This is a genomic window from Mucilaginibacter gilvus (assembly GCF_004054195.1).
Taxonomy (GTDB): Bacteria; Bacteroidota; Bacteroidia; order Sphingobacteriales; family Sphingobacteriaceae; genus Mucilaginibacter; species Mucilaginibacter gilvus.
In genome coordinates, this window is record NZ_SBIW01000011.1 from 82,577 (window position 1) to 99,908 (window position 17,332).

13 protein-coding genes are annotated in these 17,332 nt (G+C 41.1%); 10 read left to right on the forward strand and 3 right to left on the reverse strand.

The features are described from left to right. Window positions 1–166: 166 nt before the first annotated feature. Together EPL05_RS19780 and EPL05_RS19785 are read right to left on the reverse strand one after the other, a co-directional pair. Window positions 167–868, reverse strand: a complete 702-nt coding sequence (locus EPL05_RS19780) for a LytR/AlgR family response regulator transcription factor (protein WP_128535730.1) — start codon at window positions 866–868, stop codon at window positions 167–169. Then, window positions 865–1,950, reverse strand: coding sequence for a sensor histidine kinase (locus tag EPL05_RS19785; RefSeq protein WP_128535731.1), 1,086 nt, complete (start codon window positions 1,948–1,950; stop codon window positions 865–867). The genes EPL05_RS19780 and EPL05_RS19785 overlap by 4 nt, the downstream gene beginning before the upstream one ends. A gap of 217 nt (window positions 1,951–2,167) precedes the next feature. Here EPL05_RS19785 and EPL05_RS19790 point away from each other — a divergent pair, with 217 nt between their 5' ends. The 4 genes from EPL05_RS19790 (at window position 2,168) to EPL05_RS19805 (ending at window position 6,468) form a co-directional block, all read left to right on the forward strand. After that, entirely contained in the window at window positions 2,168–3,460 is a 1,293-nt protein-coding gene (locus EPL05_RS19790) for a vanadium-dependent haloperoxidase (RefSeq protein WP_128535732.1), read from the forward strand. A gap of 79 nt (window positions 3,461–3,539) precedes the next feature. Continuing rightward, window positions 3,540–3,803, forward strand: coding sequence for a hypothetical protein (locus tag EPL05_RS19795; RefSeq protein ID WP_128535733.1), 264 nt, complete (start codon window positions 3,540–3,542; stop codon window positions 3,801–3,803). 149 nt (window positions 3,804–3,952) lie between these two features. Beyond that, window positions 3,953–4,903 carry a transposase gene (locus EPL05_RS19800; RefSeq protein WP_128535734.1) on the forward strand — a complete coding sequence of 317 codons (951 nt, stop codon included), beginning with the start codon at window positions 3,953–3,955 and terminating at the stop codon, window positions 4,901–4,903. Window positions 4,904–5,298: 395 nt separating this feature from the next. Further along, window positions 5,299–6,468: an IS4 family transposase gene (locus EPL05_RS19805; protein WP_128535735.1), complete on the forward strand. Its 1,170-nt coding sequence runs from the start codon at window positions 5,299–5,301 to the stop codon at window positions 6,466–6,468. A 209-nt stretch (window positions 6,469–6,677) separates the two neighbouring features. Here EPL05_RS19805 and EPL05_RS19810 read toward each other — a convergent pair whose 3' ends face one another. After that, window positions 6,678–7,565 (reverse strand): LysR family transcriptional regulator, encoded by an 888-nt coding sequence (locus EPL05_RS19810; protein WP_128535736.1) that lies wholly within the window; start codon window positions 7,563–7,565, stop codon window positions 6,678–6,680. A gap of 205 nt (window positions 7,566–7,770) precedes the next feature. On the opposite strand from EPL05_RS19810, the gene EPL05_RS19815 reads away from it, so the two are divergent. The 6 genes from EPL05_RS19815 to EPL05_RS19840 form a co-directional block, all read left to right on the forward strand. Continuing rightward, window positions 7,771–8,961, forward strand: a complete 1,191-nt coding sequence (locus EPL05_RS19815) for an epoxide hydrolase family protein (protein WP_128535737.1) — start codon at window positions 7,771–7,773, stop codon at window positions 8,959–8,961. A gap of 922 nt (window positions 8,962–9,883) precedes the next feature. Continuing rightward, window positions 9,884–11,323 carry a sialate O-acetylesterase gene (locus EPL05_RS19820; RefSeq protein WP_166727764.1) on the forward strand — a complete coding sequence of 480 codons (1,440 nt, stop codon included), beginning with the start codon at window positions 9,884–9,886 and terminating at the stop codon, window positions 11,321–11,323. 134 nt (window positions 11,324–11,457) lie between these two features. Continuing rightward, a complete protein-coding gene (locus tag EPL05_RS19825; RefSeq protein ID WP_128535739.1) occupies window positions 11,458–13,419 on the forward strand; it encodes a glycoside hydrolase family 97 protein in 1,962 nt (653 codons plus the stop codon). Between the two features lie 61 nt (window positions 13,420–13,480). Beyond that, complete coding sequence (locus tag EPL05_RS19830; RefSeq protein WP_208394795.1) at window positions 13,481–14,716, forward strand: glycoside hydrolase family 28 protein; 1,236 nt, start codon at window positions 13,481–13,483, stop codon at window positions 14,714–14,716. A 464-nt stretch (window positions 14,717–15,180) separates the two neighbouring features. Beyond that, window positions 15,181–16,944, forward strand: a complete 1,764-nt coding sequence (locus tag EPL05_RS19835; protein ID WP_128535740.1) for a CocE/NonD family hydrolase — start codon at window positions 15,181–15,183, stop codon at window positions 16,942–16,944. A gap of 153 nt (window positions 16,945–17,097) precedes the next feature. Next, the coding region (locus EPL05_RS19840) for a hypothetical protein (RefSeq protein ID WP_134240086.1) at window positions 17,098–17,332 on the forward strand (235 nt) is incomplete at its 3' end.

Consider the following 17,332-nt stretch of genomic DNA (forward strand, 5'->3'; position numbering starts at 1 on the left):
GGAGCAATTCCGTGCAATTCCTATAGAGACTTATGTGTCAAAAATAGCCTTGTGACTTATAAAAAATATTTAGTAAAACAAGCTAATTGCGAGTCAAAAGTTAGTTGTTTAGCTAAGGGCCATCTGGGGTTGCAGCTTGGTAAAGTATTTTATATATTAATTCCGTTCATGCTTTAGACTGTGAATCCTTTAAAACGCCCGAGTATTGCCTGCCAATGGGAATTTCTAATTCCCCGATCTCTACATCTTGATTGGTATAGGCCGTGATCTTATCAACGGAGACAATAAAAGATCGGTGTATCCTGATAAACATCTTTTTAGGCAGCATTGCCTCCAATGTTGAAATGGATTGCTTTACCATCAAAGGGCTATCACCTGATCGATATATTCGGATATAATCCTTTAAGCTCTCAACATACACTATGTCTGACAGGAATACTTTTATCATTTTCCTTTCTGCCCGGAAGTATAAAAAGCCTTGCATTGGCTGAGATTCCGTTACAGGCCGGACATTATTTGTGCTGGTTACTTTGTTTATAGCCTTTAAAAAACGCTCAAATGAGATGGGTTTCAATAAGTAATCAACCGCATCCAGGTCAAAAGCGTCAGTAGCAAATTCTTTGTAAGCAGTGGTAAAAATCACTTGGGGGGGATGTTGTAAGGTTTTCAGAAAGCTGGTGCCCAATAATTTAGGCATTTGTATATCCAGAAAAAGCAAATCAACTTTATTAGATTTTAAAAACTCTATAGCCTGTAACGCGTTTGAACAGCTGCCTGTAACTTCCAGCTGTTCTACCATTTCCGCGTAACTTCTGATGATTTTTATTGCAGGCGGCTCATCGTCTACAATCAGGCATTTCCAATTCATACTGCTTCTTTTTTTGCTATAGCATATTCAAGGGCTTCATTTGCCGGTGATTCCGATAGCTTTATTTCAAGGTTTACCACGTAAACCTCATCTTTCATCAGCATGTCCAGATGATAAAGGCCGTTATATAACAGGTCGAGCCGGCGCTTTACATTTTGCAAGCCCAAACCACCTGTTTTGTAATTACCTGGTTCCTGCTCACGGTCAACACTATTTACCAGTTTAAAATACAGTAAACCCTCATCAACCGACATTGTGAGGCTTATCCAACATTGATCAAGTTGTTTACTGGTGCCGTGTTTAAATGCATTCTCCAAAAACGGAAGCAATAATAAAGGTGCAATTTGATGCAGGTTTGTATCGCCAGTAATTACTGTAGATACATCCAGCCTTTCGCCGTATCTTAATTTTTCCAGCGAGATGTAGTGCTCCATCAGCATAATTTCCTTTTCCAGTTCAATACAATCTGAACTTTCGTAGATCATAAACCGGAGCAACGCAGAAAGCTTTAACACAATTTCTGGTGCCTTTGGCGATTGTTCCAGTGTATGGCTATACAAATTATTTAACGTATTAAATAAAAAGTGAGGATGAAGCTGTGACTTTAATAATTGCAGTTCAGCTATAGTTCGCTGCTGTTCCGCCGCTATGGTTTGCTGCTTTTGTTTGTACCAATAGCTTAATAACTTAATAGAAATGGCGATACCGCCAACATGAAAAAAAGGAAGAATAGCCCTGCCCGTGGTCATGGTAAAATCTCCCGGGTTACTTTTAGCCCCCAGGGTGAGCTGCATCGCCCTTGCATAAGCAGTGCAGCAAGCCACTGTTAAAAACAAGCCGCCAAAAAAGTGAAGGAATTTTCGTGTAATAAGATAACGGGGCACCAGCAAATACAAAGATACGTACACGATGAACATGTGGCCCGGCAGGTAAAACAATGCGTTTAAAAACGATTTTTTATAATTAAGGTTAAACCCGAAACCCCAGGCAAAATAGGTCACGATCAGGACCCAGAAGAGCAGGTGAAGTAAAAATCTCCGCACCAAAGCTTTATAGTCTAATTTGTTATCACTGATATGCATATCTATCTAAAGTTACCCAATTTAAGCGGATAAATATCATCGGCCATTAATTGAAGTCATACAGCATGATTTCGCAAACAAACAACAGGTAAACACAAGGAAATGTGGTTCGTCTTTTATAATCAGCCGTCGGTCGGCAAACTGTGGGTAAATAGCTACTATTTAAATTGGGGATAGATATTCCATTTATGTTTAGGGCAAATCAACCCATCAACATATGAAAAAGCCAATGTTTTATCTCTTGTGTACTACCGTGATCAGCATCGGTATGTTATCCTGCAAAAAAGACAAACCATCAACACCCGACGTTACCGAAACTTACAGTGCCGGGATGGTACTGAAATGGAACGAAGCCGGGACTAAGGCAGTTGCCAAAACCACCGGTATACAACCGATGCCCGAATCACGCATATATGCCATGATTAACCTGGCTATGCACGATGCTTTGAACGCTATTGTTCCAAAATACGACACCTACACTTCAATTACCTCTAACGACAGCGAAGCTAGTCCGGATGCGGCGGTTGCACAGGCTGCTCATGATGTGATGTTAGCGCTGTTTCCTGTTCAGCAAACAACAACGGATAGTTTGCTGAACAGCAGTTTAGCAGATCTATCTACAGGAAGGGAAAAAGGAATAGCAATTGGCAAGGCGGCAGCAAAAGCGATGCTGGACAAACGAGCAAACGATGGTTCTATGACTGCGCAATATCCCTTTACCCCGGGTATTCTGCCGGGAGAGTACCGTGCTACGCCACCATTTGATATGCCGCCTTACAACGGATTGGTTGTTTTGCCAGGCTGGGGGAAAGTGAAAACGTTTAGTGTTACCTCTGCAGATCAGTTCAGAGCGCCGGCACCCTACGCCATTAACAGCGATGCTTACACAGCCGATTTTAATGAGATCAAAACCCTGGGCTGTAAGGGCTGTACCGCACGCAGTACAGATCAGACACAAATTGGCTTGTTCTGGCTGGACAATATTCCGCTGAGCTGGAACCGGATTGCCCGCACGCTAATTTTACAGAAACACTTGAACGGATGGAAGGCAGCACGGCTGCTGGCTTTGCTGCAAATGGCAGAAGCCGATGCTAACATCAGTGCTTTTGACGGTAAATTTTATTATAAATTTTGGAGGCCGATAACTGCGGTAAGGCTGGCCGAAACGGATGGCAATCCCAACACAGCGGGCGATGCGGCCTGGAACTTGTTATCGCCGCCAACACCGCCGGTACCCGATTATCCGTCAAACCACGCGCTTGATGGCGGTGCAGCAGCAGAAGTTTTAAAAAACTTTTTTAACACGGATGCTATGGCTTTTTCCTGCAGCAGTAATGCCCTTCCCGGTGTTACCCGCAGCTTTACAAATTTTTCTGATGCGGCAAGGGAAGTTTCGCTTTCGAGAATTTATGTAGGTTTCCACTTTAGAAATGCCGTTATGCAAGGCGAAACCCAAGGCAGGAAAGTAGGTAATTATATTTACCTGAACTGTTTAAAAGAACGAAATTAGATTATTAGAGTAAAAAATCATGAATCATTAAATCTACTACCCATCAAAATTTATCAAACCCTCTTTAAATTTAAAAGTATTGAGTTCAGTGGCTATGCCTGGAAGTGATTATCGGGACAACGACGGCTACAGCCTTTATCGGGTTAATCTTAACGAAAAGCAGGCAAAAGGTTTCTCTTGCCTGCTCATTGAAGCTCCCCAGACCTTTGTTCTTAAACCTTGTAATTATCATTTATTGATGATTGTTGGAAATGGGGGGGGCTGGGGGGTGTTAACAATCAAAAACTTTGTTGAAAACGTTATTGTAAAAGACAGGGGTGAACTATTCCCCAGACTAGTTTAAAGAACTTAGTCCAGTATTAGTCCCCTGCTTTTATATTGCCCAAGGCCCAACTAGGATAGTATCTCGACCCATCAAAGGTTTTTGGCAAAGGCAATTTTAACCGTTAAAATGATTGATTATGGAAAATTTCAAATGTGGTTTGGGCGTAGATGACACTTGACATTTGTTGTGCAGAGCAACAGCTGCACATTAAAATTGAGAATTCCATTAAGGGATTTTCTGATCTGAAAAAATGGTCAAAAGCAAATAAAATCGATTTGCAGCAAACCTTTGTTGTGATGGAATTTACTGGCGGGTACGAGTACCGGTTCATTCAATTTTGTGAATCAATATCGATTGCGTATTGCCGGATATCTGGCTTAGAAATCAAGAGATCGATGGGAATGACAAGAGGCAAAAGTGACAAGGTAGACTCCTTTCGCATCGGACAGTATGGCGAAGAAAAGATAAAAAAGCTCGAACAGGCTAAACCATTGGATAATAATGTACTGCAGCTTAAACAATTACTATCCTTCCGGAAAAGACTGGTTAGGGAAACTGCCGGCCTATCAGCAACGGTTAAAGAAAGAAAACATATTTATGGATCAAATCAGAAGGATCCGATCATAAAAGTTGCAAGTGAAAAGATAAAGACGAACCAGAAATATGTTAAGCTGATTGAGGAAGAGATAACAACGTTAATAACAGCTAATCCAACTATGCTGTTCAACTACAGGATACTTAGAAGCATTAAAGGCATTGGGCCGATAAACGCCTGGATGACGATTGCTTACACTGAAAACTTCGTCAGCTTTACTGATGCCCGAAAATATGCAGTCTTTGTAGGAGTCGTCTCTTTTGAACATACTTCAGGTACTAGCGTTAATGGGAAAAAACGCATAAGTCAGATGGCTAATAAAGAATTAAAGCAAGAGCTTAACCAAGTGGCAAAAGCGGCCATAACCCATGATGCTGAAATACGTAGTTATGCAGAACGCAAGCTTAAAAATAAGCACTATAAAATCATTCTAAACAATGTAAAGTTTAAGCTTATTTTAAGAATGTTCTCATTAGTCAAGAGAGGGGAATTGTATGTTGAAAACTATAGAAAAGCAGCCTGAAAATATTTATGAACAATGATTTGGATTTGTGCTTAACCTAGAATACGGGACGTAATTCGAACCACTTTAAAGATCAAATCTACGTATTGAATGAGTTAAAGGAATTTTAGCTGTCCTGCAATATGGATCGTTTGGGTTATAAAACCATTCTGGTACTACCGAACCATCTTTTATATTACAAACAATTTATCCTGAACATTCTTAATTCTCATGGGAAGCTAACGGTCGATTGTTTGAGTGATAAAAGCAAATATCTATAATTCATTTACAGTCATTAGTGGTGATGCGTTAAGATTTTATAAATTGTTGTAAATAGCTGAATATAAATACATTATAGTCATTCTTTGATTTTTTGATTTTGATTTGACTTTTTAGTTTTGGCCTTTTTAAAGGCTATGAATTCAGGGAAATATGTTTTTGCGCAACTTTTGCAGTTTATAGACAGGTACGAGTTTGAGAAATATATTACAAAGTATAAAGGTGATTTCAGGACAAGAGATTTCAATTGCTGGAACCAGTTCATCCAACTGTTCTTCGGCCAGTTGACCTCTCGTAACTCGCTTCGGGATATTTGTGGATGCTTGAAGGCCCATAGAAGCAAGTTGTACCATCTGGGGATTAGGACATATGTAAATCAGTCTACCTTGTCCCGTGCAAATGAAAACAGGGATTGTCAGATATTCGCCGATTTTGGTAATTACCTGATTGGAGAGGTGAGGCCGATGTATGCCAATGAACCTATCGCTAATGTGGATATTGACAACGAAGTATTCGCTTTGGATTCCACAACAGTTTCCCTGAGCCTGAAACTTTTCAGTTGGGCACCTGGAAAGTATTCGCGTGGTGCAATCAAAATCCATACGTTATTGGACTTAAGGGGCAATATACCTGCCTTTATCCTGGTTACTGATGGAAAATATCATGACAGCAACGCGCTTGATGTATTAGTTCCGGTTCCGGGCGCAATATACCTTATGGATAAAGCCTATGTTGATTTTAAGGTATTATACAATATCCAAAACTGTGGTGCATCTTTTATCACCAGGGCGAAAGATGTTATGGATTACTCAATTATTGAAAGCAATTTCAACATTGATCCCCGTTCAGGTCTCAGAGGCGACAAGGTCATTGTGCTCAATGGTGTCAAGACTAAAAAACTTTACCCCGAACAGTTAAGACTGGTGGAATATTACGATGAGGAAAAAGATGCCGAACTGGCATTTCTGACCAACAACTTCGATGTCTCCGCTTTGGAAGTTACAAGATTATACCGAAACAGATGGCAGATAGAGATTTTCTTTAAATGGATAAAACAGAACCTAACTATCAAATCCTTGTGGGGACAATCAGAAAACGCTGTGAATATCCACGTTTGGACTGCTATCTGCACGTATCTGATCATAGCCTGCGTAAAGCATAAACTAAAAAGCACCCTTTCCATTTACGAAATCATGCAGATTCTTGGAATTTCTGCTTTTGACAAAACCCCGCCGAGGGACCTGTTAACAGAAGATCAAACCATTCAAAATGTCAAAGAACAAGTAGACTTGTTTAGTAAAACTTAACGCATCAGTAGTATACAGTCATTATAGATATTACACCTACTGACGGGGCTGAAAAAAAATCAATCTCGGGTTTACCATTACTTACTTCTGCCTTATTTAAACCCGATCATCTACACCTGTTGCGTCATCGCCCCGAGAATGTTCCACCAATATACTTTTGCGATTGCCGCAAATATTTCCCTTTATTTTCCAGTCAGGAGTTGTGATTATTAACTTTCCTGATGCGTTAGACTCAAATCTGCAATTATCTCAAGTAGGTTCAATACTGCAGGGCTTCTGTCGTCCTTACGCCAGCTAACATACAGATCCGTACTAAAGGGAATTTCGAGTGCTCGTATTCCTGGTGTGCCGTGATGAACGAAACTTATCGGTAAGATTGCAACACCTAATCCTCTGGAAATTAATCCAAGCACACTTGACCCGAAATCTGAATGGTAGGTAGCCACTGGTTTTATTTGATAAAATTTAAAGATCTCCTGTACGAAAAAATAAAAGTTGCTTCTTGCATTAGCAATTGGAAGAATGAATTGCTGTTTAGCCAAACTTGTATTGGTAATGTCATCAGATGTTACAAACGAGTGCGACTTCGGGACAAAAAGCGCAACAGGCAAACTGCTAATTAACTTTGAACTGATGTCCGGCAACTTGCTAACCTGTCTGGTAAATGCCAAATCATTTTTATACTCCAGTAACGATTGCTGGGCATCTTCATACACCAGCTGAAGCAAATCAATGGTTATTCCGGGATAACTTTCAGCGACACGGGCCAGAAGTTCTGGCAGCATTGAGAACGAAATTGAATCGGGATGAACAATTCGGATATGACCTGTTTCCCCTTTTCCAATTTTTTTTGCAAATACATGCACTTCATTCAGGTCATTCAGAAGTGTCGACCATTTATTTTTTAAAAATATACCTGATGGGGTTAATTTCACATTACGTTTATTACGCTCAAAAAGTGATACGCCTAATTCTTCTTCCAGTGTCTTAATCTGTCTACTCAGAGCAGACTGGGTAATATTTATCATATTCGCGGTCCGCCAAAAATGAAGTTCTTCCGATAGTTTTAAAAAATTTCTGATTTGCTGGATATCCATTTTTTAATGCGTAAAATTCATTAATCAATACAAAATTGACATTTTTTTGCATTTAATTATCAATTACTTTTACGCTTTATCAAATTAAGATTAATGTATTGAATTAAACGTTGTGAATATGCTTAGCAGAAGAGAACTAATTAAGACAGGTTGTATTACGATAGCTTCTCTTTCTTTACCTTTCCAAATAAAAGCCGGTAATTTTATGGACAATATAAAAACTTCAAGCCCTGTTATTATAAAGCCATTTTCTGCCAATATCCCACAGGAGATACTTGATGATCTTAAAGTAAGATTAAAACTTAGCCGTTGGCCGGATGCACTTCCGGCTTACGGTTGGGGTACCGGTGCTGATCTTTCTTACATGAAAGATCTTACAGCGTATTGGCAGGATAAGTTTGACTGGCGAAAAACAGAAAATGCGATCAATGCCCATCCGAATTTCCTTGCGGACATCGAAGGCCACCAGATACATTTTATGCATATCAAAGGTAAAGGAAAAAGATCCGTTCCATTACTGATTACCCATGGTTGGCCAGGCTCCTTCCTGGAAATGATGAAATTGATACCCTTACTTACTGAAGATCCTGATTTCTCTTTTGATCTTGTTATCCCATCAGTTCCTGGCTTTGGATTCTCAAGTAAGCCAACACAGCCCGGTTGCAACAGCGCGTTTGTGGCTAATCTTTGGCACCAGTTAATGCCAGCCCTTGGCTATGACCGATACGGTGTTCAAGGTGGTGATATTGGTTCTGGTGTAAGCTCCTGGCTTGCCCTGCATTATCCTGAACAGGTTATCGGTTTGCACTTAAATTATATTTCGGGTTCTTATAAACCGTATTTACCTGATGGAGAACCATTGTCGGATGAAGTATTAGCTTTTCAGAAGAAAGGGGCGGAATGGTCGGCAAAAGAGGGTGCCTATGCATATATGCATGCGACAAAACCACTTACCGCTGCTTATGGCCTTAACGATTCCCCTGTTGGATTATGCGCCTGGATCATTGAAAAATTCAATGGCTGGAGCGATAACCGCGGGAATATTGAAAACACCTTTACCAAAGACGAGCTGCTCGCCAACGTTACCCTTTATTGGATTACTCAAACAATTTATTCCTCCATGAGAATCTATAACGAAAATAGTAAGTGCCCTTTGACCTTTGGTAAGAACGAATTTGTAAAAGTTCCTGTTAGTTTTGCGAAGTTCCCCAAGGAATTGCCCACACCTCCCCGTTCTTACATTGAAAAAGGCTTCAATATCCAGCACTGGACAGAGATGCCTATAGGTGGGCATTTCGCTGCCGCAGAGCAACCCGAATTACTGGCGATGGATATCAATTTTTTTTTGGTCTTAAGTGATTTGGCCTATATTTCAAAAAAGCTCCGTAAACTCTAATTTTACGAACTGTGGTCTCTCTGTCGGCAGAAAAAAAAATCTGTAATCTATCATTTACTACTTTTTTAATAACATCGATTCTAATAGCCGCAACAGCACTAAGCCGAACCATTTGCTGCAAGGAACACAAAATTTGGCAATCAAAATCAACAGTTGATGTCAGAATTAAATTTTGAACTGCTTTGAATTCCCTACAAAACCTCGTTCCCAAATTTAATTGGCGACCATTGTTCCAAATTGCCTTATGATACACCCCCTTTTTTTTAAAAGGCGGTTTTTGACTTATAAACCAACTTAATTCAAACCCATCCCTCCACTTTTCTTAAAAATTCAAATTCAAGTTAGTTAAAGATAGCCGCCATTAGTGATATAAAATCGTCAACCAAACAAACCTTAGCCATTTTCAGGCTCGGGACAAGGCTATTAAAACGGTGCTAATTAGACGATGCCGAATTGTTGTTAAATGGAGCAAAGGCTGAAGCGCGGTTTTTTGAAAGCCAGTTACAGGAAAAGACTTTAACGGATGTTTAACTCTTGCTGCTCAGAAACTGATCAGGTCTGAAAATCAAAGAATAAATGTTTTAATCCTACTAATTGGTATCGTCACTATTGTGTTAGTTGGCGTTGCCATTGTTTCCTATAAAGTATATCCACACGGGATGCAAAACGGGTCAATGATTTTGCGAAAAGATTGGTTGATGGAAATTATGAATGTGTTTGTGCGCAGTATGGTGACAACCGGGAAGTGACTTATTTGTATCGCTTGTCAAAAAATATGTACGAATTGATACGTTATAAATAGGCTAACCATTGTTCTTTGTGTCTCCCAGTTTTCAAATGTAAACTTGAAAAGGAGCAAAATAAATTGTAATAATTAAAAAACATTTTACGGATGACGCACCATTTTTATTTGAGCCGTATAATGGCCAAATTCTTACTTGTTTTAATAATAGTTACAGTTAATGGAACTGCTTATTCGTTAAATATAAACAAAGAAAAAAAGTTGACAGCCTGTCAACTTTTTTCAGACCACGTAATTCTTCAACAAAAAGCGAAAGTTAATATTTGGGGCTCGTCAACTCCGGGGCAAAAAGTTAATGTTTCAGGTAGTTGGGGTAAAAGAGCGAGCGCCATCACAGGGGCAAACGGCAAATGGAACTTGAAAATAAAAACTCCGCAGGCGGGTGGGCCTTATAGCATTGTTATTGTGGCCGCAGGGCAAACTATTGATATAAAAGATGTACTGATTGGCGAAGTTTGGCTTGCCTCAGGTCAGTCGAATATGGATATACCGTTAAAAGGCTGGCCACCGGGCGATACCATATTCAATTCTGCCCAAGAGATAAGTAACGCGGAGTACTCCAGCATTAGATTCATGAAAATACCATTTAAGATATCAACAATCCCGTTAGGTTCAGTTGATGGTAAATGGATATCCTCCTCCCCCCAAACTGCTGGTGATTTTAGTGCGACCGCATATTTCTACGCGAAGGCTCTGTACAAAAAACTTCACGTTCCAATTGGTATCATCCAATCTTCCATAGGAGGGACACCGGTGGAGGCTTGGACAAGCAAAGGTTACTTATCAAAAATGATTGATTTTAATAAAATAATTGAAGAACAGGAAACACAAAATACCAACACAACGAAGATCAATAGCAATTCTCCGACAGTCCTTTTCAATGGGATGATTAATCCTGTAGTACAGTATACTATAAAAGGCATTATTTGGTACCAGGGCGAATCGAATGTTGGCAGGGCCGAGCAATATAAACGACTGTTCCCAAATTTAATTAAAGATTGGCGGAATCAATGGGGAGAAGAGCTACCGTTCTACTATGTGCAAATAGCACCATATATTTATGAAGCCGTCGATCAGCATGAACAAGGGCAAAAGTTGAGAGATGCGCAACGCTACGGATTGTACCTTCATCATACCGGAATGGTAAGTACACTCGATGTTGGTTATCTGAGAACGGCGCACCCACCTTACAAACAGCAAGTCGGTGAGCGGTTAGCGCTATTTGCTTTAAAAAACCAATACGGCGAAAAATCTCTTGTTGCGTCAGGCCCATTATTCAAAAAGGCAATAATCTCGGGCAAAGAAATTAACATAGAATTTGAATCTGTAGGAGGGGGGTTAGTTTCATCGGCTAATGGTTTAAATAACTTTGAGATAGCAGGTGCGGATAAAATTTATGTAAAAGCGGATGCAAAAATAGTAGAGAATAAAGTAGTGGTCAGCAACGCATCAGTTATTAATCCTTTTTATGTGAGATACGCTTGGAGCGATGAAAGTATTGGAACCTTATTCAATAAAGAAGGACTTCCTGCTGCAACCTTTACATCAGAGGATCAATAGTGATTTCCAATCCGGATTGAAATTGCTTTTGATTGATAACAAGGAACAATAACCGCCACCGAGTGCATGATATTAATTGCCGCAACTTTACTATTAATAGCTACAAAAATTTAACATTATACTATAAATCAGAAATGAAATTATCTAAAAAAGTAGCCAATAGCCTTATCTTATTCTTGGGTATGGCAACTCAAGTCTTGGCACAGAGGAAACCCATTGAGTTGGTGTCGCCTAATGGTGAATTAAAAGTTTCCATTAACCTTAGCGACAAAATATACTATTCAATAGCCGGCGGTAGCCAGAACTTATTGACCAATAATCACTTGGGACTGATCCTGAACGATGGCACACTCGGCGAAAACCCAATACTTGTCTCGGCCAGGAAAACAAAAGGAGAGGAAATTATTAAACCTTACGTACCGCTTAAGTTTTCGACCATTAGAAGCACGTATAACGACTTGCTGTTGACCTTTAAAGGCAATTATGCTGTTGAGTTTCGTGCATTTGATGATGGGGTTGCTTATCGTTTTATCACCAGCAAAAAAGGTAATATAGAAGTTCTGAATGAAGATTTCTCGGTAAATTTCCCCGGTAATTACCTGCTGCATTTACAGCAAAATAACAGTTTTAAAACATCATATGAAGAACTTTACCAGCATGTCGAATCGGCCAACTGGAAAGCAACTGATAAAATGGCCGACCTGCCGGCGTTGATCGATACCAAAAATCGATACAAGATACTGATCAGTGAGTCTGATTTATCAGATTATCCGGGCATGTTTCTAAAAGGTACAGGCAGCGGTGCCGAGGCTACTTTTCCGAAAGCACCACTGGAGTTTGGGCCAGACGGCGACCGCAGCCAAAAAATCTTAAAATCAGCCGATTATATAGCCAAAACAATTGGCGCCCGCAATTTTCCCTGGCGCTACTTTGTAATTACTAAAGACGACCGCCAACTAATGACTAATACAATGACATTGAAATTGGCCTCAAAAAGCGTGATAGCTGATCCATCCTGGATCAAACCGGGACAGGCCAGCTGGGAGTGGTGGAATGATGCCACGCCTTATGGGCCTGATGTGAATTTTGTATCGGGTTATAATCTGGATACTTATAAATACTACATAGATTTCGCCTCGAAATACGGTATTAAATACATTGTGATGGACGAAGGCTGGGCCAACAAAACTACCGACCCATATACGCCTAACCCCAAAGTTGACGTGAAAGAATTGATTCGCTATGGCAAAACTAAAAATGTTGATATTATTTTGTGGTTGACTTGGTTAACCGTCCATAATAATATGGGCTTGTTTAAAACCTTTCAGGAATGGGGCATTAAAGGTGTTAAAATTGATTTCATGGACCGTAGCGACCAGTGGATGGTTAACTACTACGAGAATGTGGTTAAAGAGGCCGCTAAGTATCAAATATTTGTTGATTTCCACGGTGCTTTTAAACCATCGGGTTTAGAGTACAAATATCCGAACCTGATATCGTATGAAGGTGTGCGTGGACTGGAACAAATGCAAGGTTGTTTTCCGGATAACAGTATTTATTTGCCGTTCATGCGTAATGCCGTCGGTCCGATGGATTTTACACCTGGCGCAATGATTAATATGCAACCGGATGTTAATCAGGCTACCCGGCCAAACGCATCAGCAAATGGCACCCGTGTTAATCAATTAGCCATGTATGTGGTATTTGAAAGTGGTGTGCAAATGCTGTGCGATAACCCTACCCTTTATTACCGAAACGCAGATTGCACCGAGTTTATTAGTAGCGTACCAACCACTTGGGACGAAACGAAACCATTGATTGCGACAGTAGGCGAATTGGCAGTGACCGCTAAACGCAAAGGTGATAAATGGTTTATCGGAGGCATAACCAATAGTAAACAACCATCAAGGGATATTGAATTGAACTTCGATTTTTTAGATAAAGGCAAAACCTATACAATGACTTATTTTGAGGACGGGATCAATGCCGGCAAACAGGCCATGGACTATCGCAAAAAGACGATTCAAGTGAAAGCAGGCGATAAGCTGGCGATTAAAATGGTCCGCAATGGCGGATGGGCTGCTGTTTTAAATTGAGCGCAAAGCAAGTATCACAATTTCAGAAGCAATTAAGTTAGATTGTTAATAATGTAACAACATGGACATGACCAAGGTATATAAAAATACAGTCTTACTTACGTTAGTGCTTTCAACCACGGCTTTAACAAATACGTTTTCTGCATCAGCTAAAGACTACGCCGCCTCATATTTTGGTATACAAGCGGGAGGCATTGTACTTAATACGCGTTCTATACAATATGGTATTGACTATATCAGCCAAAATGGTGGTGGTCGGCTAATTTTTCCGGCCGGAGAATATCTAACAGGTTGCATTCATTTTAAGTCGGATGTAACGATTCAACTGGATGAGGGTTCCGTGTTATTAGGCTCTGTTAATCCTTTTGATTACGACCGGCAAAACACGGCTTTCGACCATAATTTCAGTACATCACTTGCACTGGTTTTGGGTCTCAATCAGCATAATATAAGCATTACAGGTAAGGGCACTATTGATGGACAGGGTAAGGAACTTGCAGCTAACGTAGGTGAATTGCTAAGAAAGGGCTTAGAAAAAGGTGGCTCAATAAATCGTCCCGACGAAGACAGGCGGCCGATGATCGTTAATCTTTTCGGCTGTGAAAATGTAGTGATCAAAAATATCACCCTTAAAAATTCGGCTTGCTGGACGGAGTGTTATAATCAGTGTAAAAATGTTACAATTGATAGCATCCGGGTGGAAAGTCGCGCGTTTTGGAACAATGACGGCATTGATATTGTTGATTGCGATAATTTTAAAGTTACAAATTCTTATTTCGACAGCAGCGATGATGGCATTTGCCTAAAGTCCTTAAGTCCCGATGTCGCTAACCAAAATATTCTGATCCAAAACAACAGCATGACGACTGATGCCAGCGGTATCAAGTTTGGTACAGCATCATTAGGTGGTTTTAAAAACATCCGAATACTAAATAACAAAGTTTTTGACACTAACCGTTCTGCAATCGCATTAGAAGCGGTTGACGGCGCGACAATTGAAAATATTGGAGTTGACGGATTAGTAGGTATAAACATTGGTAATGCGATCTTTTTGCGCGCAGGCGCTCGCAAGCCTACTCGCAAAAGCGAGATTAAAAATGTGTCTATCCAAAATGTGTATGTGGAGATCCGCACAGAAAAAAATCCGCTTAAAGCCATGCCGGGTATAGTAATTGGCGGGATGCCCGATCAAATAATCAGTAACGTATCGCTTAAAAACATAGTCATCAAGTTTCCGGGAGGCGCAGAAAAAGCGATGGCTAAAATAACTACTGATAATATGAAAAATATCCCCTAAAAGCCAGATAGCTATCCTGAATACAACATGTTCGGCGAATTGCCTTCATGGGGAGTATATATACGCCATGCACGTAATATTCAGGTTGCGGGATTATCGATAACTGCTGATAAAGCCGATTTCAGGACGGCTATAGTTTTGGATGATGTGCATAAAGCAGTGTTTAAAAAGCTTATGGTAAAAGAACCGGAGAGTAAAAGGAAGATTTTTACCTATAATTCGTCTGAGATTACGCCGAAATAAACCACCTAACATAAAAGGAATCCAGATATTACTGTTCAGATCTTAAACCATACATTTTCTAAACCAATATTTCTACATCTACTGGGTTCTTAGCAGTGGGATGGTATTTTGTTTGAATTGAATACCTTTTAATGTTAGATTTATATCGTTATCCCTTGATTAATTTTCGCATGTATTGTTTTAGTCGTAAATAGAACGCATTAAAAATTAAATATAGTACTATGGAAGATTTACAAAATGAAAGTGAAAAGTTCAGGAAGGTTTTCGTGCCGTCTTACCCATACAACGGAGGTTTTGAACATGGACTACTAAGTGACCTTGACCCGGGCACTCGAACCTTACCGGCGGGTTTTCAGGTGGCCCCTAAATTCCGGCCTTTGCCGGTTGATATTGTCTTTGAAAAGGACGTTTTGATCACCTTACGCGACGGCGTACGAATCTACGTTGATGTTTTCCGGCCCGTGAGCACCGAAAAAGTTCCTGTTATTATCGCCTGGAGCCCATACGGTAAAAGCGGTGGGACGGCTCCCAAAACGACCGGCCTTTTCGATATGCTTGGCCTCGATAACGGCATGCTCTCGGGCCTGGCGAAATTTGAGGGCCCCGACCCCGCCTATTGGTGTGCGCAAGGCTACGCGATTTGCAATCCTGACGCCCGGGGTATCGCCCATTCCGAAGGCGACAGTTCGATGATTGGACGGCAGGAAGGAAAGGATTGCTATGATTTGATCGAATGGCTTGCTATTCAGTCTTGGTGTAACAGCAAGGTGGCCATGAGCGGCACCTCTTATCTCGCCTTCTCGCAGTGGTTCATTGCTGCCGAACAGCCACCCCACTTGGCCGCTATTAACCCTTGGGAAGGGTTGAGTGACGCATATCGGGACCTCACGAAGCGCGGCGGCATGCCAGACCTTCACTTCACAAAACGATTAGAGATCAACCAGGTTGGCAAGGGGCAGCGCGAAGATGTTGTTGCCGAAGCGTTACGATATCCACTGGCCAACCATGAGGTTTGGGAGGATAAAATTGCGCGGTTCGATAAGATTACCGTGCCCGCCTTTGTAGTAGCGAGTTATTCCAACACACTGCATACCGCAGGTACCTTCCGAGCCTGGCGCAGAATGGCCTCGGCAGAGAAATGGCTGCGTATCCATAATACGCAGGAATGGCCGGACTATTACGAAGACGCCAATATTGAAGATCTGCGCCGCTTTTTCGACCATTACCTGAAGGGCAATGAAAATGGCTGGGAACAGACGCCGAGGGTACGGTACGCATTGCACGACTTTGAGGGTGGTGACCATATCAATCAGCCGGCAAATGAATTCCCCCCACAAGATGTTACCCTCAAGAGGTACTACCTCAACGGCAGATCACGTACCCTGACCCCGGAAGCACCTTCGCAAGAAGTTAAAGTAGCGTATGACACTCAAGCTGATCCGGGGCTGGCATCTTTTACGATTCGTTTCGATCAGGAAGTCGTTATGGTTGGGTATCCTAAGGTGCATCTTTGGGTAGAAGCTGCCGGGGCTGACGACATGGACCTGTTTATTCTACTTCAAAAGTTAGATCGCCACGGCAATCATTTGCAACAGTTCGTAGTACCTAATCAGGGTGCTTTGATGCAAGACCTCACCGAGCGTGGTGGGTCTGTTCTCCGATACAAAGGATCCAATGGCCGGTTGCGCGTATCGGCGCGGCATTTGGACGAAAAGCTTTCTACCGATGCAGTTCCGTCACACAGTTTCGACCGGGTTGAGAAATTGCAAACGGGTGAAGTAGCCGAAATAGAGATTGACCTTTTCCCAATAGGCATGGTTTTTTATCCGGACCAACAGCTAAGACTGGTAATCAGCGCAAAAAATGATCTGGGAGCGATTATGCCCGGGACACCCGGATTTGTTCCCGAAAATAAGGGACAGCATATAATCCATACGGGAGGGGCCCAAGCCTCATACCTCCAACTTCCGATTAAGCCGGTATAATTAGATCTGGATAGAGGCGTAATAGCAGTTGAATACGTGGAGAAGAGTCTTGGCCTGATAATGCTTTAACTTTCTTAGTGAAAAGTGCAATCAGTGTCTGTTTAATTTGTAGAGAGGCAAAAAAAGTTTGCTAATTTCAATTACTACATTTTCATGCCCATAGTATCATTAGATTATTATCAATTGATGATCGATGGCATGTTGCAAACCGGTAACGCAATCGAATCGGTATATAATCAGTACTATGCTTTCATTTCGGGGCAAACTCACGATTTCACTAATATGACCCAGGCCACTAACAGTGCAGCCGAAGTTTTGACCACATATAAAAACATACAAGCAAATTTAAAAACCCAAATAACCGATATGCCGCCGGTTATTAATACAT